This is a genomic window from Arthrobacter globiformis NBRC 12137, assembly GCF_000238915.1.
GTDB classification, from domain to species: Bacteria; Actinomycetota; Actinomycetes; order Actinomycetales; family Micrococcaceae; genus Arthrobacter; species Arthrobacter globiformis.
In genome coordinates, this window is sequence record NZ_BAEG01000008.1 from 44,027 (window position 1) to 67,303 (window position 23,277).

General features: G+C 67.8%; 23 protein-coding genes and 1 pseudogene. 12 read left to right on the forward strand and 12 right to left on the reverse strand.

Annotated features, from left to right (window positions below):
- Positions 1 to 27: 27 nt before the first annotated feature.
- Positions 28 to 324 (forward strand): antibiotic biosynthesis monooxygenase family protein, encoded by a 297-nt coding sequence (locus tag ARGLB_RS00480; protein ID WP_139023207.1) that lies wholly within the window; start codon positions 28 to 30, stop codon positions 322 to 324.
- Here ARGLB_RS00480 and ARGLB_RS00485 read toward each other — a convergent pair.
- Positions 321 to 2,348: a S1 family peptidase gene (locus ARGLB_RS00485; protein ID WP_003797676.1), complete on the reverse strand. Its 2,028-nt coding sequence runs from the start codon at positions 2,346 to 2,348 to the stop codon at positions 321 to 323. The genes ARGLB_RS00480 and ARGLB_RS00485 overlap by 4 nt on opposite strands.
- On the reverse strand, positions 2,345 to 3,052 hold the full coding sequence (locus ARGLB_RS00490; protein WP_003797678.1) for a tyrosine-protein phosphatase: 708 nt from the start codon (positions 3,050 to 3,052) through the stop codon (positions 2,345 to 2,347). The genes ARGLB_RS00485 and ARGLB_RS00490 overlap by 4 nt, the downstream gene beginning before the upstream one ends.
- Positions 3,053 to 3,224: 172 nt before the next feature.
- Between ARGLB_RS00490 and ARGLB_RS00495 the strand changes: the two genes are divergently transcribed.
- From ARGLB_RS00495 to ARGLB_RS00505, 3 genes are all read left to right on the forward strand, one after another.
- Positions 3,225 to 4,076, forward strand: coding sequence for an SGNH/GDSL hydrolase family protein (locus ARGLB_RS00495; protein ID WP_003797679.1), 852 nt, complete (start codon positions 3,225 to 3,227; stop codon positions 4,074 to 4,076).
- An 84-nt stretch (positions 4,077 to 4,160) separates the two neighbouring features.
- A complete protein-coding gene (locus tag ARGLB_RS00500; RefSeq protein ID WP_003797681.1) occupies positions 4,161 to 4,592 on the forward strand; it encodes an SRPBCC family protein in 432 nt (143 codons plus the stop codon).
- Positions 4,593 to 4,621: 29 nt separating this feature from the next.
- The gene (locus ARGLB_RS00505) at positions 4,622 to 4,852 is read left to right on the forward strand and encodes a DUF6480 family protein (protein WP_003797683.1); all 231 of its coding nucleotides are present in this window, start codon (positions 4,622 to 4,624) and stop codon (positions 4,850 to 4,852) included.
- A 21-nt stretch (positions 4,853 to 4,873) separates the two neighbouring features.
- On the opposite strand, the gene ARGLB_RS00510 is transcribed toward ARGLB_RS00505, so the two are convergent.
- From ARGLB_RS00510 to ARGLB_RS00530, 5 genes are all read right to left on the reverse strand, one after another.
- Positions 4,874 to 5,728, reverse strand: coding sequence for a 3-hydroxyacyl-CoA dehydrogenase family protein (locus ARGLB_RS00510; protein ID WP_003797685.1), 855 nt, complete (start codon positions 5,726 to 5,728; stop codon positions 4,874 to 4,876).
- Positions 5,725 to 6,489, reverse strand: coding sequence for an enoyl-CoA hydratase/isomerase family protein (locus ARGLB_RS00515; protein ID WP_043417596.1), 765 nt, complete (start codon positions 6,487 to 6,489; stop codon positions 5,725 to 5,727). The genes ARGLB_RS00510 and ARGLB_RS00515 overlap by 4 nt, the downstream gene beginning before the upstream one ends.
- Before the next feature lie 101 nt (positions 6,490 to 6,590).
- Positions 6,591 to 7,802, reverse strand: coding sequence for a thiolase family protein (locus ARGLB_RS00520; protein ID WP_003797688.1), 1,212 nt, complete (start codon positions 7,800 to 7,802; stop codon positions 6,591 to 6,593).
- Between the two features lie 199 nt (positions 7,803 to 8,001).
- The gene (locus tag ARGLB_RS00525) at positions 8,002 to 8,688 is read right to left on the reverse strand and encodes a pentapeptide repeat-containing protein (protein ID WP_003797689.1); all 687 of its coding nucleotides are present in this window, start codon (positions 8,686 to 8,688) and stop codon (positions 8,002 to 8,004) included.
- Complete coding sequence (locus tag ARGLB_RS00530) at positions 8,688 to 9,146, reverse strand: SRPBCC family protein (protein ID WP_043417598.1); 459 nt, start codon at positions 9,144 to 9,146, stop codon at positions 8,688 to 8,690. The genes ARGLB_RS00525 and ARGLB_RS00530 overlap by 1 nt, the downstream gene beginning before the upstream one ends.
- Positions 9,147 to 9,323: 177 nt before the next feature.
- On the opposite strand from ARGLB_RS00530, the gene ARGLB_RS00535 reads away from it, so the two are divergent.
- Together ARGLB_RS00535 and ARGLB_RS00540 are read left to right on the forward strand one after the other, a co-directional pair.
- A complete protein-coding gene (locus ARGLB_RS00535; RefSeq protein WP_003797692.1) occupies positions 9,324 to 9,500 on the forward strand; it encodes a CsbD family protein in 177 nt (58 codons plus the stop codon).
- A 136-nt stretch (positions 9,501 to 9,636) separates the two neighbouring features.
- A complete protein-coding gene (locus ARGLB_RS00540) occupies positions 9,637 to 10,359 on the forward strand; it encodes a dienelactone hydrolase family protein (RefSeq protein WP_003797694.1) in 723 nt (240 codons plus the stop codon).
- 137 nt (positions 10,360 to 10,496) lie between these two features.
- On the opposite strand, the gene ARGLB_RS00545 is transcribed toward ARGLB_RS00540, so the two are convergent.
- Positions 10,497 to 11,960 (reverse strand): amino acid permease, encoded by a 1,464-nt coding sequence (locus ARGLB_RS00545; RefSeq protein ID WP_003797696.1) that lies wholly within the window; start codon positions 11,958 to 11,960, stop codon positions 10,497 to 10,499.
- Positions 11,961 to 12,558: 598 nt separating this feature from the next.
- Here ARGLB_RS00545 and ARGLB_RS00550 point away from each other — a divergent pair.
- On the forward strand, positions 12,559 to 12,846 hold the full coding sequence (locus ARGLB_RS00550) for a hypothetical protein (protein WP_043417558.1): 288 nt from the start codon (positions 12,559 to 12,561) through the stop codon (positions 12,844 to 12,846).
- Positions 12,843 to 14,846 (forward strand): hypothetical protein, encoded by a 2,004-nt coding sequence (locus tag ARGLB_RS22325; protein ID WP_003797700.1) that lies wholly within the window; start codon positions 12,843 to 12,845, stop codon positions 14,844 to 14,846. The genes ARGLB_RS00550 and ARGLB_RS22325 overlap by 4 nt, the downstream gene beginning before the upstream one ends.
- A gap of 126 nt (positions 14,847 to 14,972) precedes the next feature.
- Here ARGLB_RS22325 and ARGLB_RS00560 read toward each other — a convergent pair whose 3' ends face one another.
- The 4 genes and pseudogenes from ARGLB_RS00560 to ARGLB_RS00575 all read right to left on the reverse strand — a co-directional run bounded on the left by ARGLB_RS00560 (position 14,973) and on the right by ARGLB_RS00575 (position 19,639).
- Positions 14,973 to 16,694, reverse strand: a complete 1,722-nt coding sequence (locus tag ARGLB_RS00560) for an ABC-F family ATP-binding cassette domain-containing protein (protein WP_003797701.1) — start codon at positions 16,692 to 16,694, stop codon at positions 14,973 to 14,975.
- Between the two features lie 182 nt (positions 16,695 to 16,876).
- Positions 16,877 to 17,752 carry a metal ABC transporter permease gene (locus ARGLB_RS00565; protein ID WP_003797704.1) on the reverse strand — a complete coding sequence of 292 codons (876 nt, stop codon included), beginning with the start codon at positions 17,750 to 17,752 and terminating at the stop codon, positions 16,877 to 16,879.
- A gap of 3 nt (positions 17,753 to 17,755) precedes the next feature.
- Positions 17,756 to 18,602: pseudogene (locus tag ARGLB_RS00570) on the reverse strand (metal ABC transporter ATP-binding protein).
- On the reverse strand, positions 18,599 to 19,639 hold the full coding sequence (locus ARGLB_RS00575; RefSeq protein WP_083839570.1) for a metal ABC transporter substrate-binding protein: 1,041 nt from the start codon (positions 19,637 to 19,639) through the stop codon (positions 18,599 to 18,601). The pseudogene ARGLB_RS00570 and the gene ARGLB_RS00575 overlap by 4 nt, the downstream one beginning before the upstream one ends.
- Positions 19,640 to 19,755: 116 nt before the next feature.
- On the opposite strand from ARGLB_RS00575, the gene ARGLB_RS00580 reads away from it, so the two are divergent.
- The 4 genes from ARGLB_RS00580 (at position 19,756) to ARGLB_RS00595 (ending at position 23,217) form a co-directional block, all read left to right on the forward strand.
- Positions 19,756 to 20,517 carry a CPBP family intramembrane glutamic endopeptidase gene (locus ARGLB_RS00580; protein ID WP_043417559.1) on the forward strand — a complete coding sequence of 254 codons (762 nt, stop codon included), beginning with the start codon at positions 19,756 to 19,758 and terminating at the stop codon, positions 20,515 to 20,517.
- Positions 20,518 to 20,589: 72 nt separating this feature from the next.
- Positions 20,590 to 21,030: a VOC family protein gene (locus ARGLB_RS00585; RefSeq protein ID WP_003797715.1), complete on the forward strand. Its 441-nt coding sequence runs from the start codon at positions 20,590 to 20,592 to the stop codon at positions 21,028 to 21,030.
- A gap of 21 nt (positions 21,031 to 21,051) precedes the next feature.
- Positions 21,052 to 22,005: a 1,4-dihydroxy-2-naphthoyl-CoA synthase gene (locus ARGLB_RS00590; RefSeq protein ID WP_003797717.1), complete on the forward strand. Its 954-nt coding sequence runs from the start codon at positions 21,052 to 21,054 to the stop codon at positions 22,003 to 22,005.
- A gap of 60 nt (positions 22,006 to 22,065) precedes the next feature.
- Positions 22,066 to 23,217 (forward strand): AMP-binding protein, encoded by a 1,152-nt coding sequence (locus ARGLB_RS00595; RefSeq protein WP_003797720.1) that lies wholly within the window; start codon positions 22,066 to 22,068, stop codon positions 23,215 to 23,217.
- Positions 23,218 to 23,277: the final 60 nt, after the last annotated feature.

Here is a 23,277-nt window from a genome sequence, read left to right on the forward strand (position 1 = left end):
CTCTGCACACCAATGGAGGTGGTGGATGTGTCTGTGTACACGTTGGGCATCTGGCTCGTGAAGCCCGGCCACGAGGACGACTTCGTGAAGGCCTGGAAGGACATGGCCGACCGAACCCACAAGGATTATCCGGGCGGGCGAGGCCTGCTGATGCGTGACCGCGACGTGCCTAACCGCTTCATCAGTACGGGGCCCTGGGCGTCTCTCGAGCAGGTTGAACAGTGGCGCGCCTCGGCGGCGTTCACCGAGGGCCTCGCGTCTGTCCGCGACATCATCGAGCACTTCGAGCCGCACACCCTGGACGAAGCCGCCACCATCGGCTAGCGCCTGCCGCCGCGCCGGACGACTAGGAGCAACAAGACGCCGAGCAGCAGAGCAACTCCCGCCCCGGCAACAGCGGTGGCCAGGCCCGAAACCCCCGTGTCGGCGAGCCGCAGCGGCGCCGCATCCTGGTCCGGAAATGCCGCGCCATCCGGTCCTGCAGCCGCGGAGGGGCCGGCGGCAGGAAGCGCCGCCACCATCGACGGCTCCGGCGCGGGCGTCAGCACCACAGGCCCGGCGCCCTGCGCCGAGGCCGGCGGGGACGCGGCCGGGGACCCGCCGGCGCCTGGCGTACCGGTGCCGGAACCGCCCGGCGCAGGCACCGCGGGCTTCGGCACGGTGGGCTTCGGCACGGTGCTGAAGGTGCTCGGCTCGGAGCGGCTGAAGCCGTTCATCGTCTGGGCCGTGAACCCCGTGCCGGAGCCGGGCGCGCTGAAGGTCCAGTTGCCCGTGGCGTCCACGTCCACGCCGAACGGTTCGCTGCCCGGGAACGTCACCCGGACCTGGGTTCCCGCCGGAACGTCGGTGGCCGGGTCCGTGGCCAGCCGCCCTGTGATCCGCTGCCCCGGAGCTATCGGCCCTGCCGGAAGGGACCCGGCCAGGACGGGCCTGTTCAGGAACAGCCGCAGCTGCACGCCCTGCAGGACTGACATCGAATCCTCCAGCGTCGCGGCAACCGCGAAGTTCTCTGTGGAGTCGCTGGAGTTTCCCGCGGAGTGCGTGCCCACGGCGTAGTTCCCGCTGATCCATGGCCCGCCGGAATCACCGCCGCTGGATTGCACGGACGTGGAGAGGAATCCGCTGAAGGAGCGCAGGTCGGCAGGGTCCCCCGAGCCTCCGCCCACGATGTAGATCCCCACCTCGTCCACGGTGCCGCATGACCATCCGGCGGTCCGCCCGGAACGGCAAACGGCCTGGCCCACAAACGGCGACGTCATCCCCACGATCTTCACGGAGCCGGTCCCGAGGCTGGTGGCGTCCTCCCATGTGGTGGTGGCCGGGAGCGGGTCGAGGTCCGCGCGGATGGAGTCGATGACGGCGATGTCGTTCCCCGGGGTGCCGGGATTCTCCGGGTCCGCGACCCTCGAGTTCCCGGGGCCGCCAAACTGGCTGACGCCGAAGGTCCCGAGTTCCCCGGTGACCGCGTTTTCGGCCGCGAATCCTCCGGCCGGATCCCCGGCCGGCAGGGTCACCTCGGCGAGCCGCGCGGCTCCGTCGTCGGCACAGTGACCGGCAGTGAGGACCACAGGCTTGCCGTCGGCGCTGAACGCGCTGAAGCCGGCGGAACAGACCACCCCGCCGTCGATCCGGTACCCCTGTCCGCCGAAGAAGTCCTCCTCCGGGGCCAGAGGTTCGCCGGTCTCGAGGACCACGTTGGCATACTGCTCCACGAATTCCGACGGCGACAGACGCCCGCCGCTCCCCGCGTCCGCCGACGCCGGAGCCGGGGTTGGGTTGGGCGTGGGACCGGCGCCGTTTTCTTGGGTGCCGTCCGCTGCTGTTGCGGGCTGCGGCTCCGCTTGTGGCTCGTTCACCCCGCCCGTGCGGATGATGAACCTGCCGTCCGCCTCGGCCACGGCCTGCAGCCCCGCGGGTCCCACCTCACGCAGGTACGCCCGGTAAAGCTGCTCGACGCTCGCGGCACGAAGGTCATTCCCGGATCGCCCCGCCGCGGCGTCCCCGGCGCCTTGTTCCGGGGCGGCTGGCGCAGGGGCAGCGGGCGTTTCCGGAACGGCACTTTCCGCGGCCGCCCGTTTTCCTTGCTCTCCTGCGGCGTTGAATTCCTCCAGTGTCATGCCCAGGTCGCGTGCAACGGCTTCGGCAAGGCCCGCCTCCGAGGCGCCGGCCGCCGGGTCCGGAGCCGGGGACGGCACCGCCGGCGGGGCGACCGCACCGTCGGCCTCCGCCGTCGTCGTCGTTTCCAAGGCAGCGTAAGCGGGTGCTGGAGCGAGCGGGGCGCCCAGCGCTACCGCCGCTGCCAGGGCGAGCGCGCGCCGGAGCGCCCGGCCGGAAGCGGGAGAGATCACAGGGCAACCCTGGCGTCGAGGGCGGCCAGGACTGCTTCCAGCTCCGGCTCCGTAACCCCGTTCCGCAGCAGGAATTCCCGCGTCCTGAGCTGCCGCACGAAGTCCAGAACCCGCGCCCCGCGCGTCTCCAGGAGGGGGGACAGGGTTTCCTCGTCGAGGTAGCGTTCATGCGGATGCGGCGGCCACATGGTCCGGTGGCGTTCGTTGATGCTGCGCATGGCAGCCTGATAGCTGGCCACGATCTCGGAATCACTCGCGCCGGCAAGGTCCTGGAGCATGGCCGCGATCATGCCGCTGCGGTCCCTGCCGGCGGAGCAATGGATCACGACGCCCCCTGGTGCGGCAGCCACGGCCTTGAACACGGCGGCCAGCCTGTCCGGAAAGAGGCGGGCGTTGGCGGGATAGTGTGCGGGATCGTTCAGGTAGGGGTCGCACAGGGCTTTGAACTCAGGGTTTTCCGGATCTTCGGTGGGTGCCAGGACGACGTCGAACGCGGCGAGTGCTTCGCCCACGTCCGGATCGGTGGGCCGGCGCTGCCGTTCGCCGGGATTCCGGAGGTCAATGATCGTGCGGATGCCGTCGCTGTACGCTTCCTTCCAGCCTGCCTCCGTGAGCCATTCCCGCCGCCCCATCCGGTAGACAGAGCCGGCCACAAGCCAGGCGTTCACCGCCCCGTCCCAGCCGATTTGTCCCCTCGCATTCACGGAGCCAGCTAACCACACCTGCCCCGGCGGACGCACGGGGTACACGGCAGGTAGTGCCAGACCACCCGGCAGAAAAACGAGTACAGAGTGCCGCCATCCGGGCCCTTCGGCGGGAGTACTCTAGGGCGATGAGCGCCATTGCCCGGCCTCAGCGAACATATGGGGGTTTGTCATGACAGCCACACAGCCTTTGCGACGGCGAACCGTCCGCCTTGCCGGTGTCCTCGCGGCGCTGGCCCTCGCCGGCCTGACTGCAGCCCCGGCGTCCGCGGACCGGTTCGATTCCTACGTCGCATTGGGAGATTCCTATGCCGCGGGCCAAGGCACAGGCCAATATGCGGACACCTGTTTCAGGAGCGGCCAAGGCTATCCGGCGTTGCTGGACGCGGCGCGCAAGGTCAGCCTGACCGGGAATGAGGCCTGCAGCGGCGCCACTACACGCACCGTGCGGGCAGACCAGATCCCGTCGCTGGGCAAGAAGGTGGACCTGGTGACCGTCACCGCCGGTGGCAATGACCTGGACTCCGTCGGCGCACTGGTGGTCTGTTCGCAGGATCCCGGTCCGGCGTGCACGTCTGCCCTGGCGCAACGCGCCGCCGTCCTGCAGACCGCCCTCAACACCCCGGCGGCCAGCCCGTTCTTCCAGGATCTTCTGGCAATGCTGAAGGAGGTCACGGCGAAGGCACCGCGTGCAGACGTCTACGTAACCGGGTACCCGCTGCTGTTCGAGCCCGGCGCCGGCCCGGCAGCTGATCCAATCAACGGGCTGACGCAGCAGTTGAACGCCGTCATTGCCAAGGCAGCACGGGCAGCGGATGGAGGACGCTCAAAGGTTACTTACGTGGATGTGTCCCGCGCGTTCGCCGGCCACGGAATAGGCTCCGCACAGCCGTGGATCGTGGGCCTGCCGCCGCTCTGCACGGCCTCCGCCACCTGCGGAGCCTCGTCCGCGGACGTCTTCCACCCTACGGCTGACGGCTACGCCCAGGGCTACGCCGCCTCCATCAGGGCGGCCCTTGACTAGCCACCGGGCTCCACGCGGGACTGTCCGCCGGGCTGGCCTCCTCAGCACGGTGTGCCCCGCGACCCGCGTGGCTAGGCTGGTGTCATGATCACAGTCGCAGGCACTGTTGCTTCGTCCCTGCCGGCGCGGACTGCGTTCGCTTACCTGTCCGCGTTCGAACACACCAGCGAGTGGGACCCGGGCACTGCGGTAATGGACAAGCTGACCGAGGGTCCTGTCGCCGTCGGCCACCGCTACCATGCCGAAGCGCTGTTCCGGGACAAGCGCCAGCCCATCGAGTACGAAGTCATCGAACTGTTCGACAACCACATCAAGCTCCGTGGCGAACACCGGAACCTCGTGGCCTTTGACTCGATCGACGTGCGGTCGCTCAGCTCCGGCTCCGAAGTCCTGTACACCGCCCAGTTCAGCATCAACTGGCCCTACAAGCTGCTGCAGCCGTTCCTCAAGCCGCAGTTCATGAAGCTTCGTGATCCGGCCCTGAACGGGCTCCGGCAGAAACTCGAATCCCTGTAACCGTCTGCAATCCAGTACAGGAGGACTCCATGAGCGGCCAGAACCCAGACCCACTTGAAGACCACCTCACCGGGCTGGAACCCGGTGGCGGGGTCCCGCCGGGGGAAACACCGCCCGCTGAAAGCTCTACCGGCGGACCACAGGGGCACGGCGAGGGAGGGCCGCCACGGGGGACCCAGGTGGCCGTGCTGGTGGCTATCGGCATTGTGGTGCTGCTGTGCCTGCTGTTCTTCGTCGGCTACATCGTCGGCCTGCTGTAGGCGCGCCCGGGCGTCGGCGGGTCAGTCGGTCCAGTCGAAGAAGCCCTTGCCGGTCTTGCGGCCCAGTTCGCCGCGGGCCACCTTGTCCCTGAGGATCTGCGGCGGCGCGAAGCGCTCCCCCAGCGTCGAGTGCAGGTATTCGGCGATGCCCAGGCGGACGTCCAGACCCACAATATCGGTGGTCTTCAGCGGGCCGGTGGGATGCTTGTAGCCCAGCACCATGGCGGCGTCGATGTCCTCCGCGGAAGCCACGCCCTCCTCCACCATGCGCATCGCCTCCAGCGCAATTGCCACCCCCAGCCGCGAGGACGCGAACCCCGGGGCATCCTTGACGACGACGGCGGTCTTACCCAGCGCTTCCGTCCAGCCTTTCGCTGCGGCCGCCAGCTCGGGTGCGGTCTCCTTGGCCACCACCACCTCGATCAGCGTGGAGGCGGGCACGGGATTGAAGAAGTGCAGCCCCACGAAGTCTGCCGGCCGCTGCAGCTGGGCGGCGAGATCGGTGACCGAGAGCGAGGACGTGTTGGAGGCGAGGAACGCCCCGGGCGCCAGCTGCTCCTCCACGGCCTTCAGGGCGCTGACCTTCAGCTCGAAGTCCTCCGGTACCGCCTCGACCACGAGGCCGCAGCCGGCGAAGGCCGAGTAATCGGTGGACGTGCTGAACCGGGCCAGGACGTCCTCCGGGGATCCGTCGAGAAGTCCGCGGGAAGCGGACTTGGCCACGGCATCGGCGACCCGGGCGCGTGCGCCGGCGGCAGCGTCGTCGTCGCGCTCCACCACAACGACAGTGGCGCCGTTGATGAGGAAGGCGTGGGCGATTCCTGCGCCCATCCGGCCGCCGCCGAGGACTCCGACGTTCTGGGGAATGGCGGTCATGATGTGGTCCTGTCTGTGGTGCTGTCCGTGTTTTTCTTCTTGTCGCTTTTCTTGTCGAGGAAGGCCTGCATCCGGTCGAACTTGGCCTGCGACTCGAACAGGATTCCCTGCGCCAGCTGGTCGATCAGCGGGTGCGCCTCGGCCGGCGCGTGGAACACCGATTTGGTGATCCTGACGGCCAGCGGGTCCTGCCGGGCGATGCGGTCGGCTAGCCGGTGCGCTGCGCCCATGAGCTCGGCGGCCTCGTGGAGTTCGGTGACCAGGTTGACGGCGAGCGCCTCCTCGGCTTTCAGCACCCTCCCGGCCAGCAGGATTTCCTTGGCCACGGGCTCCCCCACGAGTTCCCTCAGGCGCCAGCTGGCACCGGCAGCGGCCAGAATTCCCAATCCGGTTTCCGGGTTGCCGATCCGAACGGCCGGGGTGCCGATCCGGAAGTCGGCGGCATAGGCCAGCTCCGCCCCGCCGCCCAGGCAGTAGCCATCCAGCGCCGCGATCACCGGCATGGGAAGTTTGGCGATCCGCACAAAGATCGTGGAATTGATGCCCTGCAGCGCGTCGTCGCGGCGCCGCTCCCGCAGCTGCGCGATGTCGGCACCCGAGGCAAAAACGCCCTCGGTGCCGGCGATGATGAGGACCTTGGGGTCCTTTTCCAGCTCGGCGCACACGGCATGGAGCTCGTCCACCATCTGCTGGTCGATCGCGTTGCGGACGTCGGGGCGGTTGAGGAGCACCACCACCCGGTCGCCGCGCTCTTCGACCAGGAGGGTGCTGAACTCCTGGGTGCTTAAGTGTCCGTTCGCGCTGTCCTGGTTCGTGCTGTCTTGGTTCGCGCCGTCCTGGTTCGCGTTCTCCTGGCCCGGCACTAGACGCGCTCCAGCAGCATAGCCGTGCCCTGGCCCACCCCGATGCACATAGTGGCCAGGCCGATCCGCGCGTCTTCGCGCTCCATCCGGCCCAGCAGGGTGATGGCGATCCGGGAGCCGCTGGAACCGAGCGGATGCCCCAAAGCGATGGCACCGCCGTCGTTGTTCACAATGTCCGGGTCCAGCCCAAGGCGCCGCACGCTCGCAAGGGACTGGGTGGCAAACGCTTCATTAAGTTCGACGGCGCCCAGGTCACCGACGCTGAGCCCGCTCCGTTTGAGGACTTTCTGGGTTGCCGGAACCGGGCCGATGCCCATGATTTCCGGCTCACAGCCCGCGGAGGCGCCGTCGATGATCCGGGCACGGGGAGTGAGGCCGAGCCGATGGACTGCGGCTTCGGAGGCCACGATGATGGCCGACGCGCCGTCGTTGAGGGAGGACGAATTCCCGGCCGTGACCACCGAGCCGCCGGGAACCACGGGGCGGAGGCCGGACAGAACGTCCATGGTGGTTCCGGCACGGGGGCCTTCGTCGGTGTCCACCACTGTCTCGGCCTTGCGGCTCTTGACCGTCACGGGGACGATCTCGTCCTTGAACCTGCCCGCCTCGATCGCCGCCAGTGCCTTTTCGTGGGAGCGGACGGCGAAGGCGTCGGCGTCCTCGCGGGAGATGTTGTCCACGCGGCCCACTTCCTCGGCGGTTTCCGGCATGGAGAAGGTCATCTTGCCGCCGCGCGACAGCTCGCCCTTCGTGAACAGCGGGTTCACGAACCGCCAGCCGATGGAGGTATCGAAGATGTCCCCGGGCTTCGCGAAGGCCGTCTGCGGCTTCTCCTGGACCCAGGGCGCGCGGCTCATGGATTCCACGCCGCCGGCCACCACGATGTCCGCGGCACCGGACTTGATCATCTGGCTGGCCAGGATGATGGCGCTCAGGCCCGAGGAGCAGAGCCGGTTTACGGTGATGCCCGGGATGTGCAGCGGGAGGCCGGCGAGGATGGTGGCCATGCGGGCCACGTTGCGGTTCTCCTCGCCGGCACCGTTGGCGTTGCCGAGGATGACCTCATCGATGGCGTCCGGATCCACACCCGCCCGGGCCACGGCCTCGCGGACCACCAGGGCGGCCAGATCATCGGGCCGGACCGCCGAGAGCGCTCCGCCGTATCGTCCTACCGGGGTACGGGCACCGCCGACCAGAAAAGCCTCGACCATGAGAACATCCTTTTCGCAGAAGCTGGGCCGGAAGCGAATAAATTACCGACCGTTCGTTCTATAAAGATTACACGGTGCGGGCAACCGGTCAACGGGACAGGAGTTTTTGCGCGGATTGTCGCGACTTCACGTGCCTCGAAGTCGTGACAAGCGGACAAAAACTCCTCAGGCCCCGGTGGGGCCTACGGGCGCAGGCGCGTCAGGCGACGACGACGCCGAGGTGGGCCGCGAGGAGCGGGGCCAGGAGCCCCAGCTGGTACTCGTCGATCACGACGCCGGCCAGGCTCCCCAGGCCGCTGACGCTCCGGAAGTCCGTGCCGCGCAGGTCGAAGTCCTTCAGCCTGGCGCCGGCAAGGTCCAGGCTGCCGATGGTGCAGTTCTTCAGCGCCACCCGGGCCGCGGTGGCGGAACCCAGGTCCAGTTCGCTGATGATGCAGTCGCTGATCAGCACGTCCGCCAGCCGCGAGCCGCGCAGGTTCAGGTAGTCGATCTTGCCGCCGTCGATCCGCACCGACTGCCAGCCGCCCTCATAGAGCTCGGCCGACCCCCACCTGGGATTACTGACGACGACATCGTGCATCGTGGACCGGGCGGCGTTCAGGACCGGGGCGAAGGCCTCCTCGATGACGCAGTCCCGGAACGTGGCGCCCCGCAGCTGCGCTTCATTGAAGGAAACCCCGGCGAATGCGCATTCGGCGAAGGTGATGCCGCTCAGCTCCAGCCCGTCGGCTGCCGCCCTGCTGTACTGCATGCCGTCATACCGTGCGGCGCGGCTGAAGTCCGGCGCATCGTCATCCTGCAGGTCTTCCAGCCGGACCGGCGCCAGCCTCGGGGGCGTGACCTTCGAGGCTGAACCCTGGGGTTTGCCCGCAGCCCTTCCCGCCACTACAGCTGCTCCGCTTTCGCCGCAATTTCGGCGAGATCCTTCGCCAGGGCCTTGCGCGCCATGTTCAGGCCCATCCTCCCGAAGACGGCAAGCATCAGCCGGCTGAACACGGTAGGCCTGAGGACCTCCGCACCGAAAGTCATGGTCAGGTCGGTCCCGCCGCCCCGCTCTTCCAGCGTGAACCGGGAAGTGTAGTCCGCTCCGCCCTGCAGCGCCTTCACCGTTGTGCTGCGCGGCGGATCCGCCTGGGACACCCACATTTCCACGGTTTCGCGCCGGCCCATCATGGACCGCGTCTCCTTCCAGCGGGTGCCTTCGCCATAGGGGCCCTCGCTGACCATCTGGATGGATTCGACGCCGGAGAGGGTGGCGGCGGATCCCGGCACATCCGAGATGACCTGCCAGACTTTCTCCGGGCTGGCGTTCACGTGCTGACTCAGGCTGATGCTGTGATCCATGCCTTCGAGCCTAGCGTCAGCGGCCGACATTTTTGCGCCCCGGGCTCCCGGCTCCCCGCGCCGCAGCCCGCGGCCTCACGAGGAAAATGCGCAGCACGGCTTGAAATAGTAAGCATGCTTTGTGTTAGGCTGAAACGGCTTTGTCAGATCAACCGGCAACGGAAGGTGGTGCCCACCATGGGTATCGGAGACAAGATCCAGAACGCTGCAGAGGACTTCGGCGGTAAGGCGAAGGAAGCGGCAGGCAACGCGACGGACAATGACCGCCTGAAGGCTGAGGGCCAAAAAGACCAGGTTGTGGCCGACGCCAAGAAGGTCGGCGAGGACGTCAAGGACGAATTCAAGCGGGATTGATACGCCACCAGCGAATCGGCGACGCCGGACTCCCTTGGGGGGAGCCCGGCGTCGCCGTTTTTGACCTTCCAGGGCCCTGTCGCCCCAAGGGCCAGGTCCGACGCCCCGCACAGACGGCACGTGCAAGACTGGGCGCATGCCCCACGTAGATCTGGGCGGGCCAGCCGCCGCCGGCGGTTCCAAGACCCTTCGCGGCTACCTCGCCACACCCGCCGGCGAAGGCCCCTTTCCCGCCGTCGTGATGATCCACGAGGCGTTCGGCCTCAATGACCAGATCCGCCGGCACGCGGACCGGCTCGCGGCGGCCGGTTACCTCACTCTCGCCGTCGATCTCTTCAGCGACGGCGGCCCGCGCCGCTGCCTGGTGGGAACCATGAAATCCATGATCACCGGCGAAGGCAGGGTCTTTGCCGACATCGCCGCCGCCCGGTCCTGGCTCCAGGCATCGACGCTCTCCACCGGCCGGACAGGCGTCATCGGGTTCTGCATGGGCGGCGGCTTCGCTCTCCTTGCGGCCAACGACGGCTTCGACGCCGCGTCGGTGAACTACGGCCGCCTCCCCCGCGATCTTGAGCCTGCACTCCGGGGCGCCTGCCCGCTCGTCGGGAACTACGGTGCGAAGGACCGGACCCTGCGCGGCGCCGCGGCCAGGCTGGAATCCGCCCTGGATGCGGTGGGCGTCGAACACGACGTCAAGGAGTTCCCGACGGCGGGGCACTCCTTCCTGAACGACCAGGAGGATGGCCCCCGGGCACTGCGCCCGCTCACGCGCGTGATGGGAATCGGTCCGGATCCGGCCGCCGCCCCCGAAGCGTGGCGCCGGATCGAGGACCACTTCGCAAAACACCTGAAAACCTGACACGGGTTGCTCCGTAAGTGCCCTTTTGAACACTCAGAAGGGCACTTACAGAGCAACCGATGCAGGAACGACGACGGCGGGCGCCTCCGGAAAGGAGGGCCCGCCGTCGTGATCAAAAGTCGTGGTCAAACAGAAAGCTAACTGAAGAGCTCACTCTTCGGCTCGTTGTTCTTGACCTTCTGCCAGCCCAGCCACAGCACCACGGCGAAGAACGGGATGCTGGCCAGCGTCCAGAGGCCCAGCAGGTAGACCTCGCCGGTGGCCTTGTCAGTCATGGTGTCGAAGCCGATGAGCGCGGTGATGGCCAGCAGGGCAATGAGTCCGGCCCAGCTGGTCCACGGCGAACCGGGCATCGGCAGGCTGGAGACGTTGCCCTTCTTCTTGCGCAGCGCGATCTGGCTGGCAAAGATGGAGCCCCAGGTGAAGATGACGCCGATCGACGCGGTGTTCAGGGCGAGGTCGAACGCATGTGAGCCGCCCAGCCAGATGTTGAGCAGGATGCCCACGAGGTATACGGTGGCGATGGCCAGGATGGCGGCGTAGGGCACGTGGCGGCTGGACATCTTGGTCAGCCACTGCGGGGCGTGGCCGTTGTTGGCCATGGTGCGGAAGATCCGGCCGATCGAGTACAGGCCGGAGTTGCAGGAGGACAGCGCGGCGGTGATCACGATCATGTTCATGACGTCGCCCATCCACGGCAGGCCCATCTGTCCGAAGACGGTGACGAACGGCGAGGTGCCGGCCTTGTACTGGTCTGAGGGCAGCAGCATGGCCAGCAGGGTCACGGAGCCGACGTAGAACACCACGATGCGGAGCACGACGGCGCGGATCGCCTTGGGCACTTCGCGTTCCGGGTTTTCCATCTCACCGGCGGTGATGCCCACGAGTTCGATGGCGTTGTAGGCGAAGATGACGGCGTTGAGCACCAGGATCATCACGAGGGCGCCCTTGGGGAACATGCCGCCGTCGCCGGCGAAGAGGTTGACCGGCGACGCGTGCCCGGCGCCCACCTTGGCGTTGGTGACCACCATGAAGGTGCCCACGGCCAGGAAGATCACGATGGCACCGACCTTGAGGCAGGACGCCCAGAACTCGAATTCGCCGAATGCCTTGACGCTGAGCAGGTTCACGGCCACCAGCAGCACCAGTGCTGCGATGGCGGAGAGCTCCACGGGGACGTTGGGGAAGAAGAACTGGAAGTAGAGGCCGATCGCGATCAGCTCGGCGATGCCGGTCATGGCCCAGTTGATGAAGTACATCCAGCCGGACAGGTAGGCGCCCTTCTTGCCGAACAGTTCGCCGGCGTAGCTCACGAAGGAACCGGAGGTCTGGCGGTACATGATGAGCTCACCGAGGGCGCGCATCAGCAGGTAGGCGATGACGCCGGCGATGGCGTAGGAGAAGATCAGCGCAGGTCCGGTGGAGGCCAGCCGGCCGCCGGCTCCCATGAAAAGGCCGACGCCGATGGCGCCGCCCATCGCGATCATCGTGACGTGGCGCCGGCTCAGGGTCTTCTTGTAGCCCTCGGCGCTGAGGGTCGAGTCGACGGCGGCGGATGGAGCCGTCGGGCTCATAAGTTCTGTGGGGGTACTTTGAGGCACAACTGTTCCTTGTAGGGTCGGGGGTTGCCTTGGATGGGGCACTGCCGGTTCCGGAACCTGGAGTTTTTGTACAGATAATTCGACTTCAGGCCCCTCCTGGGGACCGTATGCGTACAAAAACTCGTGGAGCATCGAAGGTTCGCACGGCCCATCCATCGTACAAGATTTCCGGTCCACTCAGTGACGCGGGCAACATTGCGCAGGTCAGGCCCGGGTTTTGCGCGGGTTAACGGGATCGCCGCGGGGGTCCCCGCGCCGCGTTGCGAAACAGTAACGCGAATGGACAAAAGGCTCCCTTTGAGGCCCGGATTGGGGCTACTCTGAGCACCATGGCCGGGGATTCGTTCCCGGCCATGGTGTCCGCACCGTCTCATGCGGACGCCGGCACTCGCGCCATTTTTCAGGGGGGACTATGAGAAAGAGAGCACTGCTGCTGCCTGCGGCCTTGCTGCTGGCAGCTGCGGGGTGTTCCGGCGGGGGCTCAGACCCTGCCGGATCCGGCCCCAGCGCTTCACCATCAACAACCAGTACGACGGCGGTGTCCCAGCCGCCGTCGGAATCCTCACCACCTACGACGGCCCCTTCTCTCCCCACCGACGTGTCCACATCACTGAACGCGATCGACGCCCTGCAAGAGCACACCTGCGCGGCCAGTCCGGACGGCCAGTGGACGTTCAAGGGAACCCTGGTCAACTCCTCGGACAAAGCCAAGAAGTACACCGTGGCAATTGCTGTCACCGTCGGCGCCGCTGTCCAGGGCCACGCCCTGATCACGGAAACGGTCCAGGCAGGGAAATCGGCTGAAGTGTCTGCAGAGAACTTCGCCAAGACCACGGGCCAGACCGGCACGTGCGAACCGGTTGTGTCGGTGGAGGATGCTTCGTGAAAAAACCAATACTTGCGGCTGCCCTGCTCCTGAGCCTGGCGGCCGGACCACTCGCGTCCTCTCCTGCCCTCGCCGTCGGTTCCGAGACTCCGCCGTCCGTCCAGTCGACCGGCTCTTCCACTCCCGCAGCCGGAACCACGGCCGCCGCGGAGACCGACCCTGGCACGACTCCTGCTTCCGAACCGGCGACCGACCCCGCCACGGGTCAAGCGACCGACCCGGCAACGGAAGCAGTGACTGACCCGGCCACAGATCCGGTGACGGAGCCGGCGGCGCCGGAGCCGCCGTCGTACCCGCTCGTAACGGACCCCGCCGTCACCGATCCCTCCGTAACAGATCCCTCCGTGGCTGATCCGGCCGATACCGATCCGGCGCCAGACCCCGACCCGGACCCGGAATTTGTCACCGCAGGCGGCATCGGGGCCAAGTGGCGGAGCCTTGGCGGGGCCGGCGGCGTGCTCGGCGAGCCGACGTCGAACGAGCAATGCGCGGCGGGACTCTGCGTGCAGACCTTCACGGGCGGTTCGATCTACTGGACAACCAAGTCGGGAGCGCATCCGGTCCTGCTGGCCTCCGGGCGAACCGGCCCGCAGTGGACGGCCGGCGGCGGCCTGGCAGCCTTCGGCTATCCCATCGGCGACGAAATCGTTCTCGGATCACGGTCCCTGCAGAAATTCTCCACCGGCAAGGTGATCATCTGGACCGGCACCCGGTTCCTCAGCTTCTCCACCGGGACGGGCATCGGCAGCCGTTGGGCAGCCTCCGGCGCGGAGACCGTGCTGGGCCTGCCGTCCGCAGGAGAAACCTGCGGGCTGAGAAACGGGGGCTGTTCGCAGGTCTTCGACCGCGGCACCATCTACTGGTCGCCGCAGACCGGAGGCCAGGTGATCCGCGGCGGCATCGGCTCCCGCTGGCGTGCCGCCGGCGCGCAGAACGGCGTCCTGGGCTACCCCACCACCACGGAAGCCTGCGGCCAGGTGGCGGGCGGCTGCCTCCAACGGTTCCAGGGCGGCAGCATCTACTGGTCGCCCGCCACAGGCGCCTGGATCACGCGCGGCGGCATCGGCACCCGGTACATCCTGACCGGCGGCAACCGCAGCTCCCTGGGCTATCCCGTGGCCAACGAGGCCTGCGGGCAGGCCGCCGGCGGGTGTATCCAGCGGTTCCAGGGCGGCACCATCTACTGGTCTCCGCTGACCCCGGCCTGGATCGTCCGGGCGGGCATCGCCCAGCGGTATGCCACCAACGGCGGGGCGGATGGCTGGCTGGGCTACCCGACGTCAAACGAACGGTGCGCCGGCGACCAGTGCATCCAGTCGTTCCAGCGCGGCTTCATCGGCTACGCGAAGGCTGCCGGCACGCGAGCTTACGGAATCACCGAATGCCAGAAGCTGAACAACGGGCGGTCCAGGTACTCAACCTACGGCGCCAACCGGGTGCTGCTGACGTTTACGCAGGGCTACGGCCGGTCGTATGCCACCAACGTCTACTGCGTCCGGATGGCCGGAACGTACGTCCAGGACTGGCGGACCGACGGCTATGTTGGCGCCTCCGGCTTCAAGGCTCCGGGTGTCCCCTCGGGCCCCACGCGCTACCTGTACTCGCCCACGGGCTCGTACTCGGTGACGGAGGCCTTCGGCCTGGGCAACCCGGGAACGAAGCTCCCCTACCGCACGCTGAACCCCCGCTCCCGCTGGGGCGGCAACCCGTGGACGGCGACGTACAACAAGTACTTCGAGTCCTCATCGTGGGTGGGCTGGGACGAGAACATGTGGTACTTCGCCACGCGCGCCACGCATGACTACCGCCAGGGCGTGGTGATCAACTACAACCGTCCCTCCATCGTGCAGGACGCCGGATTCGCCATCTTCCTGCACATGAACAAGGTCCCGACGGCGGGCTGCATCTCGCTGGACGACTGGGCCGTGGTGGATTACATCAGGAAGTCCAGGCCCGGCGACCGGATCATCATGGGAACCTACAGCGCTCTGTTCCGGTAGCTTTCCGGTCCCCCGCTGCCGTTTGCGGCGCGGCACCCAGGCGGTCCGAAAACCCCGGCGGCGCTGCACGCAGGCGGTGCGAAAACCCAGGCCCGGCAACCCGCCGGGCCTGGGTTTTCTGGTTGCTCAGGCGGGCAGCGCCACCTTTTCCAGCATGCCGTCCGCCATCGTGTACCTGAGCCATCTCCCGGAAGCGCCCTCGCCCGCCCGGCCACGGGACCGGTCCGCGCAGCCGTCAAACCACCCGCCCAGGGCCCGGTCATGGCTGACCATCACCACAGTTCCGTCGAAGTCCGCGAGCGCCGATTCCAGCTCCTCCACGAGCGCGGGTGCCAAATGATTGCTGGGTTCGTCCAGGAGCATGACGTCCTTGTGTCCCAGCAGCAGCCGGGCGAGTGCCAGCCTGCGCTGCTGGCCTGCCGAGAGGGCGCCCACCGGAACCTGGAATTCGCTGGTGCGGAAGAGGCCCAGCCGCAGGAGCGCTTCCGCGTGGTCGTCGATGTTCCCGCCGAGTCCGGCGGCAAAGGCCGGCAGCAACCGCAGGGCCGGATGTTCGGGCAGCTCCAGCTCCTGCTGCAGATAGCCGATCCGGCCGTGGCGCACCACCCGGCCCGAGGCCGGTTCGAGGGTGCCGGCCAAAACGGAGAGCAGCGTGGACTTCCCGGCACCGTTGGGCCCGGTGATGAGGATTTTCTGCCCGCGGTCCAGACGGAACTCGGGCACGTCGAGCCGGCCAGGCACCCGTGTGTTGCGGGCATGCAGGACCCCATCGGCGGCTTCAGGGTGTCCGCTCCCGGAACTCCCGCCGTCGAGCCCGCTGTGCAACCCGGCGTCGAGCTTCAGGCGTTCCGGCGGGCGCTCCACGGGGTTGTCCTCCAGACGGCGCAGCCTCTCCTGTGCATTGCGGATTTTGCTGGCAGCGGCGCGCTCCCAGGTTCCGGTCTTGTAGTCGAAGGCCGCCTTGTCGTTGTCCCGCCGGCGCGCGTAGCCCATCCGCCCCGCCACGGTGTCCGCCTGCCGCCGTTCCGCATCCATGGCGTCGAGCCAGCCGTGGTACTGCTGCACCCAGCGCTGGCGTTCTGCCCGCTTCTCCTTCAGGTAGCCGTCGTAGCCGTTGCCGTAGCGGTTCACCGTGCGGCGCTCGGCGTCGACCTCGATGACGGCGGTGGCGACCTTCCGCAGCAGCACGCGGTCGTGTGAAACCACCACCACAACTCCCCGGTGCGCTGCGAGACGGCCCTCGAGCCAGGCTGTTCCGCTGGCGTCCAGGTGGTTCGTGGGCTCGTCCAGGAGCAGGATGTCGGCGGGATCGGCCAGCAGGCACGCCAGCGCCACGCGCTCCTGTTCCCCGCCGGACAGCGACCCCAGCGTCCGGCCGCGGTCCACGCCGCCCAGGCCAAGCCTGTCCAGCGCCGCCTCCACACGGGATTCCGCGGCGTATCCCTCGCGCAGCTGGTACTGGGTCTGCAGGTTCCCGTAAGCCTCGAGCTCGGCGGGCCCGGCCCCCGCCAGGCCGTCCTCCAGCCGTTCCAGCTCGGCTTCCATCTCGCGCAGTGCGCGGAGCGCCTCGTCAATGGCGTCCGCCACTGTCAGCCTGGCGGAGAGTCCGGATGTCTGCGCCAGATAGCCCACCCGGCCATGCCGCTGGGCCGTGCCTTCCGCGGGCGCCTCGATACCCGCCAGGATCCGCAGCAGGGTGGACTTGCCGGCGCCGTTCTCACCCACCACAGCGGCGTGCTCCCCCGCGGCGATCACCAGTTCGACGCCCGTGAAGAGTTCGCGGTCCCCGTAGCCGTGGGTGACGCCGGACAGGTGCAGCTGCTCGGCGCGGAAGTGTGGTTCAGTCATGGAAGTCCTCGCAATCCAAAGGGCGGCCCCGGAGCTCAGTGAACGCTCTACGGGGCCTTGTCTGTGGCCATGTCAACGCCGGACGATGCCGGCGCCGGGATTTAGGACTTCATGGGTCAAGCCTGCCCGGCGGCGGGCGGCCCCGTCAAGGTTCGCGCCGCCGTCGGACTTCCCCTCCGGCGCTACGCGGCGAGGGCGGCAGCCTTCCGACGGCGGGCCTTGGCCAGCCGGGTGCCGATCAGCCCCTGCCGGGGGCTGATCAAATAGACGACGGCGAACACCGCCCCCTGGGTGAGGACCACCATGGCGCCGGACGCGGTGTCCAGGTAGTAGCTGAGGTAGATGCCGGCGATCGAGCATGCTGCGGAGATTACAGGAGCGATCACCAGCATCCGGGAGAACCGGTCCGTCAGCAGGTAGGCGGTGGAGCCCGGGATGATGAGCATGGCCACCACCAGCACCACGCCCACCGTCTGCAGCGCCACCACGGAGGTCAGCGCCAGCAGCCCCAGCAGCAGTGCTCCAAGCCTTCGCGGCGAAAGCCCGATCGCGTGGGCATGGGTGGGGTCGAAGGCGTAAAGCGTGAGGTCGCGGCGCTTCAGGATGAGGATGGCAAACGCCACCACGCCCAGCACGAGCACCTGGATGAGGTCCGGAACACTGACACCCAGCAGGTTGCCGAAGATGATGTGGTTGAGGTCGGTCTGGCTGGGCGTCACCGAGATCAGCACCAGGCCGAGGGCGAAGAGGGACGTGAAGACAATGCCGATGGCGGCGTCCTCCTTCACGCGGCTCGTGTTCCGGACCACCCCGATGAGGGTCACGGCGACCAGTGCAAACACCAGGGCCCCCAGGGCGAACGGCGCGCCCACGATGTAGGCCAGCACAACACCGGGAAGCACCGCGTGCGAGACGGCGTCGCCCATCAGGGACCAGCCGATGAGCACCAGCCAGCAGCTCAGGACGGCGCAGACCACGGCAGCGAGCGCCGTCGTGAGGATGGCGCGGACCATGAAGTCGTAGCCGAGGGGTTCGAGCAGGAGACTGACCGGATCCATGGCTTAGCTCCCCGTCTCATCGTTGCGCTGTCCGTTGCGTTGTCCGGCACCGGGGCCGTGGTTGGGGTCCCCGTTCCGGTTCAGGACGTCCAGCCCGAACGCCATGGCCAGGTTCTCCGGCTGCAGCACCACTTCCGGGGCCCCGTGCATGAGCACCTTGCGCATGAGCAGCACTGCCTCGTCGCACAGCTGCGGCAGGGCATGGAGGTCGTGCGTGGAGATGAGGATGGTGCAGCCGTCCGTGGCGAGCTCACGCAGCAGCCGCGTGATGGTGGCCTCCGAGCGCTTGTCGACGCCGGCAAACGGCTCGTCCAGGAGCATCATGGTGGCTCCCTGCGCGATGCCCCGTGCCACGAAGGCGCGTTTTTTTCTGGCCGCCGGAGAGCTGGCCGATCTGCCGGCCCGCGAAGTCGGAAAGTTCCACCCGCTCGAGCGCGTCGTCGACGGCGGCCCGGTCCGCTTTCGAGGGGCGGCGCGTGAATCCTTGGCGCCCGTAGCGGCCCATCATCACAACGTCGCGGACGGAGAGCGGAAACTGCCAGTCCACGTCCTCGCTCTGCGGCACGTAGCCGATGCCGCCTTCCTTGCGTGCCTTGGCGGGCGGCGCCCCGTTGATCAGTACGCGGCCGGCGTCTGGCCTGATCATGCCCATGATGGCCTTGAAGAGGGTGGACTTGCCGGACCCGTTCATGCCCACCAGCCCGCAGATCCGAGAGTGCTCCAGGACCAGTGAGGCGGCATCCAGGGCAAGGACCTCACCGTAGTGCACCGTGACGTTCTCTACCTGGATGGCTGGGTGCGGCCGTGCCTGTGCGGCTTCGGCGTCGCGGTGGGCTGTGAAGGCGCTCATGATCCCGCACCTGACAGGGCTGCGGTGATCAGCTGGGAGTCGTGCCGGATGAGGTCCAGGTACGTGGGCACCGGCCCGTCCGTCTCGGAGAGGGAGTCCACGTACAGTACGCCGCCGAACTTGGCGCCCGTGGCCTCCACAACCTGCCGCATCGGGGCGTCAGAGACGGTCGACTCGCAGAAGACGGCGGGCACCTTGTTGGCCCGGACGTAGCCGATCGCCTCGGTGATCTGCTGGGGCGTGGCCTGCTGCTCGGCGTTGACTGCCCAGATGTACACCTCATCGAGGCCTGCGTCGCGGGTCAGATAGGAGAAGGCGCCTTCGCAGGTCACCAGCGCGCGCTGGTTCTTGGGCACGGCGGCGAGCTTGGCTTTCATCTGATCCTGCACAGCCTGCAGCTTGGCTTTGTAGGCCTTGCCGTTGGCCTCGAAAGCCGCGGCATTCTGGGGGTCCAGTTCGGAGAAGGCCTTCACCATGTTGTCCACATAGATCTGCACGTTGACCGGCGACATCCAGGCGTGCGGGTTTGGCTTGCCCTGGTACGAGTCCTCGGCGATGGACATCACCTCCACGCCCTCACTCACCACGGCGTGCGGCACGTCCAGGCCCTCCACGAACTGCCCGAACCAGGCTTCGAGGTTGAGCCCGTTGTCCAGGATCAGGTCAGCCTGCGCGGCCTTCCTGATGTCGCCCGGAGTGGGTTCATAGCCGTGGATCTCTGCGCCGGCCTTGGTGATGGATTCCACCTGGAGTTTGTCCCCTGCCACGTTCCTGGCCACGTCGGCCAGCACGGTGAAAGTCGTCAGCACCACAGGCCGGCCGTCGCTGCCGTTGCCGCTGGCGTTCCCGCCGCACGCGGTCAAAGCCAGGCAAAGAAGAACGACGGCGGCCACTCCCCTGCCGCGGTTCCTTGCAGCTGGGCCGGATGACCCGGTGCTGCGGATTTTGGGCAGGATGGAAGCGGAGCGCTTCTCTGCACTCCATAGGGCAAGAGTTCGGCGGACTTCTTTGGCGCACCGAAACCAAAAGTTAGGCATACCGAATATTCTACCGGCGGCGATTCGGTCCCTGCAACGCGGCGGCAGTAACGGGCAGAACTGCACGGGGCCCGAACCGTCCGTCCGCGCGGGTCCTGGCGCACTACGCTGGAAGCATGGTGAATACCAGACGCATGCTCCCTGCTCCGCGGCCGGATCTCTACCGGTTTTCGCCGCTGGACCTCACCGCCGTGGGGCTTTATGTTGCCGTTGCCGCCTTCTTCGCGCTGGCCGGGGAACTGCTCCTGCCGCTGCTCCGGGCGCTCGCCCCGACCCCGGCCGTCGCGTCCTACAGCGTGAACCTCCTGTTCTACGGCTGCGTCGGCGCGCTGGCGCTGTTTGCCGCCCGCGGGGTGGTGGCCCGGGACCTCAGGGTGCTTGCCACGCGGCCATGGTTCACGCTCGTGATGGTGCCCCTCGCCGTCGTCGCCATGATGATTATCACCGCCATCCTGGTGGCGGTGGGCGGGACCACCGAGACGTCCGCCAACCAGGCCGGGCTGCAGGCGCTCATGCGGCAGGTTCCGGCCTGGCTGATGGTGCCGCTGATTGTCGTGGTGGGACCGTTCGTCGAAGAGTACGTGTTCCGGCACCTGCTGATCGGGAAGCTGAGCAGGCGGGTCAACATCTGGATCTGCTGCGGGCTTTCTGTGCTTCTCTTCGCCGCCCTGCACATCGTGGGGCAGGAAGCCCTCACCCTCCCCGCGCTCATGCCGTATCTGGCCATGGGCGGCACCCTGGTGTTTGTCTATATGTGGACAGGGCGGAACCTGATGTTCGCCTATTTCGTCCACGCCACCAAGAACCTGCTCGCCGTGATTTTCCTGTACACCATCCCGCCGGAACTCCTGGATCAGCTGCAGCGGGCCCAGGGCTAGAGTCGCCGCAGGCCCTGCCGACCCGGCCAGCCCCCCTATCCGGAGGCGGCGCCGCCGTCGTAGTTTGGTGCCATGGGACTCAACATTCAGATCGCCATCGACTGCCATCACCCGCACGACCTCGCGGACTGGTGGGCCGAAACCCTGGACTGGTCCGTGGAACCGCAGGACGAAGGCTTCATCCGGTCCATGATCAGCCAGGGCTTCGCCACGGAAGACCAGACCATGACGCACAACGGCAAGCTGGTGTGGAAGGACGGCGCGGCGATCCGGCCCACCGAGGAAATCGACGCCAAGGCACCCGCCCGGCGCCTGCTGTTCCAGACCGTGCCGGAGCAGAAGACCATCAAGAACCGGGTGCACTGGGACGTGCGTCTGGACGGCCGGGACAAGGACGAGGTCCGCGCCGAGCTCGAAGCCCGCGGCGCCACGTTTCTCTGGACCGCCAGCCAGGGGCCCCACGAATGGCACACCATGGCCGACCCCGAGGGCAACGAGTTCTGCATCAGCTGAGCCGATTACTAGACTTGGACGGTGAGCAACGAATTCCCCGCCAAGGTATCGGACGTCTTTGACCCGTCCCGCTGGCGCACCGTGTCCGGCTTCGACGACTTCCAGGACCTGACCTACCACCGGCAGGTGGAGCGGTCCGACGACGGCACGGTGGTTCGGGATCTGCCCACCGTCCGCATCGCGTTCAACCGGCCGGAGGTCCGCAACGCCTTCCGCCCGGGGACCGTGGACGAGCTGTACCGCGCCATGGACCACGCCCGGATGACCCCGGACGTGGCCACCGTGCTGCTCACCGGCAACGGCCCCTCCCCCAAGGACGGCGGCCACTCGTTCTGCTCCGGCGGGGACCAGCGGATCCGCGGCCGCGACGGTTACCGTTACGCGGACGGCGAGACGCAGGAAACCATCGACCCGGCCCGCGCGGGGCGGCTCCACATTCTGGAGGTCCAGCGGCTCATGCGGACCATGCCCAAGGTGGTCATCGCCGTCGTCAACGGCTGGGCGGCCGGCGGCGGGCACTCCCTGCACGTGGTCTCCGACCTGACCATCGCCTCGCGCCAGTTCGGGAAGTTCAAGCAGACGGATGCCACGGTGGGCAGTTTCGACGCCGGCTACGGCTCGGCGCTGCTGGCCCGGCAGATCGGCCAGAAGTCAGCACGGGAAATTTTCTTCCTCGCCCGCGAATATTCCGCCGAGGACATGGTTCGGATGGGGGCCGTCAACGAGGCCGTTGACCACGAGCGCCTCGAGGAGGTGGCGCTCGAGTACGCGGCGGACATCGCCCGGCAGTCCCCGCAGGCCATCCGGATGCTGAAGTTCGCCTTCAACCTCGCCGACGACGGCCTGGCCGGACAGCAGGTGTTCGCCGGCGAAGCCACCCGGCTGGCATACATGACGGACGAGGCCGTGGAGGGCAAGGATGCCTTCCTGCAAAAACGCGACCCCGACTGGTCCCGGTTCCCGTATTACTTCTAAGCACGCACTCGTCGGAAGGCATCCCATGCTCCCCAGGTCCGCACACGCAAGGCGCACGCAGTGAACATCGAGCCGGCCCTCAAGGCGCTGGCGGCCGCCCTCCACGGTGAGGGCCCCGCCGTCGAACTCTCCGCCGGCCCCGACGGCGATCCGGTGGTGACGCCGGTCCGGACCCTGGGGTTCGAGGACGCTGTCGCGGTGGTCCGGACCTCGGGGTCCACCGGCACGCCCAAGGCGACGGTCCTGACGGTGGACGCCCTGGCGGCGTCGTCGATGGCCACCGCCTTCGCGCTCAAGGGCGAAGGGCAGTGGCTCCTGGCCCTGCCGCTGCAGTACGTCGCCGGCGTGCAGGTGCTGGTCCGGTCGCTGTTCGCCGGCACCCGGCCCTGGGCGATGGACCTGTCCGGGGGTTTCACCTCCGAAGCTTTCACCGCGGCCGCGCTGGAATTGACGGACAACATCCGTTTCACGTCGCTGGTGCCCACGCAGCTGCAGCGCCTGCTGGCTGACCCGTCGGCGGACACGCTCGCCGTGCTGCGCCGCTTCAACGGCATCCTGCTCGGCGGCGCCCCGGCTTCTGCCGAGCTCCTCACGTCGGCGCGCGACGCCGGCCTCCGGGTGGTCACCACCTACGGTGCGGCCGAAACCTGCGGCGGCTGCGTGTACGACGGCTATCCGCTTGAGGGCGTATCCGTGCGGCTCTCCGAAGACGGCAGGATCCACCTGGGCGGGGCCACGCTCGCGGCCGGCTATCTGGACGCGCCGCGGCAGACCGCCGAGTCCTTCATCGAGGAGGACGGCAGCCGCTGGTACCGGACCAATGACCTCGGCACCCTGGACGCCGACGGCCGGCTCACCGTACTGGGCCGCGCCGACGACGTCATCATCACCGGCGGCGTCAAGGTTTCCGCCGCGCACGTGCAGGCTGAGCTGGAAAAGTCCGACGGCGTGACGGCGGCTTTTGTGGCCGGCGTCGAGTCCGCGAAGTGGGGCCAGGCAGTGGCCGCCTACGTGGCGGTCGCCCGGAGCGCGTCCGGGGCTGACGGCGCTGCACGCGACGGCGCCGCGTGGGCCGAGGAATGGCACCGCACGCTCGGGCTGCTGGCTCCCAAAACAGTCCTGCCTGCCGGCCAGCTGATCATGCTGCCCAACGGCAAGCCGGACCGGCTGGCCATGATTGAACGCCTCAATGCGCTGCATCAGGGAAAATAGAGTAATCCTGCCGCGCCGCTGCGCCTTCCGCGGGCCCAGCGCACACGCTTTTGAACGTAT

Coding starts and splice junctions, on each gene's coding strand:
- ARGLB_RS00495 (WP_003797679.1), top strand. CDS start 3,225: ATGACAGCCACACAGCCTTTGCGACGGCGAACCGTCCGCCTTGCCGGT.
- ARGLB_RS00585 (WP_003797715.1), top strand. CDS start 20,590: ATGGGACTCAACATTCAGATCGCCATCGACTGCCATCACCCGCACGAC.
- ARGLB_RS00580 (WP_043417559.1), top strand. CDS start 19,756: ATGGTGAATACCAGACGCATGCTCCCTGCTCCGCGGCCGGATCTCTAC.
- ARGLB_RS00540 (WP_003797694.1), top strand. CDS start 9,637: ATGCCCCACGTAGATCTGGGCGGGCCAGCCGCCGCCGGCGGTTCCAAG.
- ARGLB_RS00520 (WP_003797688.1), bottom strand. CDS start 7,802: ATGGTCGAGGCTTTTCTGGTCGGCGGTGCCCGTACCCCGGTAGGACGA.
- ARGLB_RS00575 (WP_083839570.1), bottom strand. CDS start 19,639: ATGCCTAACTTTTGGTTTCGGTGCGCCAAAGAAGTCCGCCGAACTCTT.
- ARGLB_RS00505 (WP_003797683.1), top strand. CDS start 4,622: ATGAGCGGCCAGAACCCAGACCCACTTGAAGACCACCTCACCGGGCTG.
- ARGLB_RS00530 (WP_043417598.1), bottom strand. CDS start 9,146: ATGGATCACAGCATCAGCCTGAGTCAGCACGTGAACGCCAGCCCGGAG.
- ARGLB_RS00565 (WP_003797704.1), bottom strand. CDS start 17,752: ATGGATCCGGTCAGTCTCCTGCTCGAACCCCTCGGCTACGACTTCATG.
- ARGLB_RS00560 (WP_003797701.1), bottom strand. CDS start 16,694: ATGACTGAACCACACTTCCGCGCCGAGCAGCTGCACCTGTCCGGCGTC.
- ARGLB_RS00535 (WP_003797692.1), top strand. CDS start 9,324: ATGGGTATCGGAGACAAGATCCAGAACGCTGCAGAGGACTTCGGCGGT.
- ARGLB_RS00500 (WP_003797681.1), top strand. CDS start 4,161: ATGATCACAGTCGCAGGCACTGTTGCTTCGTCCCTGCCGGCGCGGACT.
- ARGLB_RS00510 (WP_003797685.1), bottom strand. CDS start 5,728: ATGACCGCCATTCCCCAGAACGTCGGAGTCCTCGGCGGCGGCCGGATG.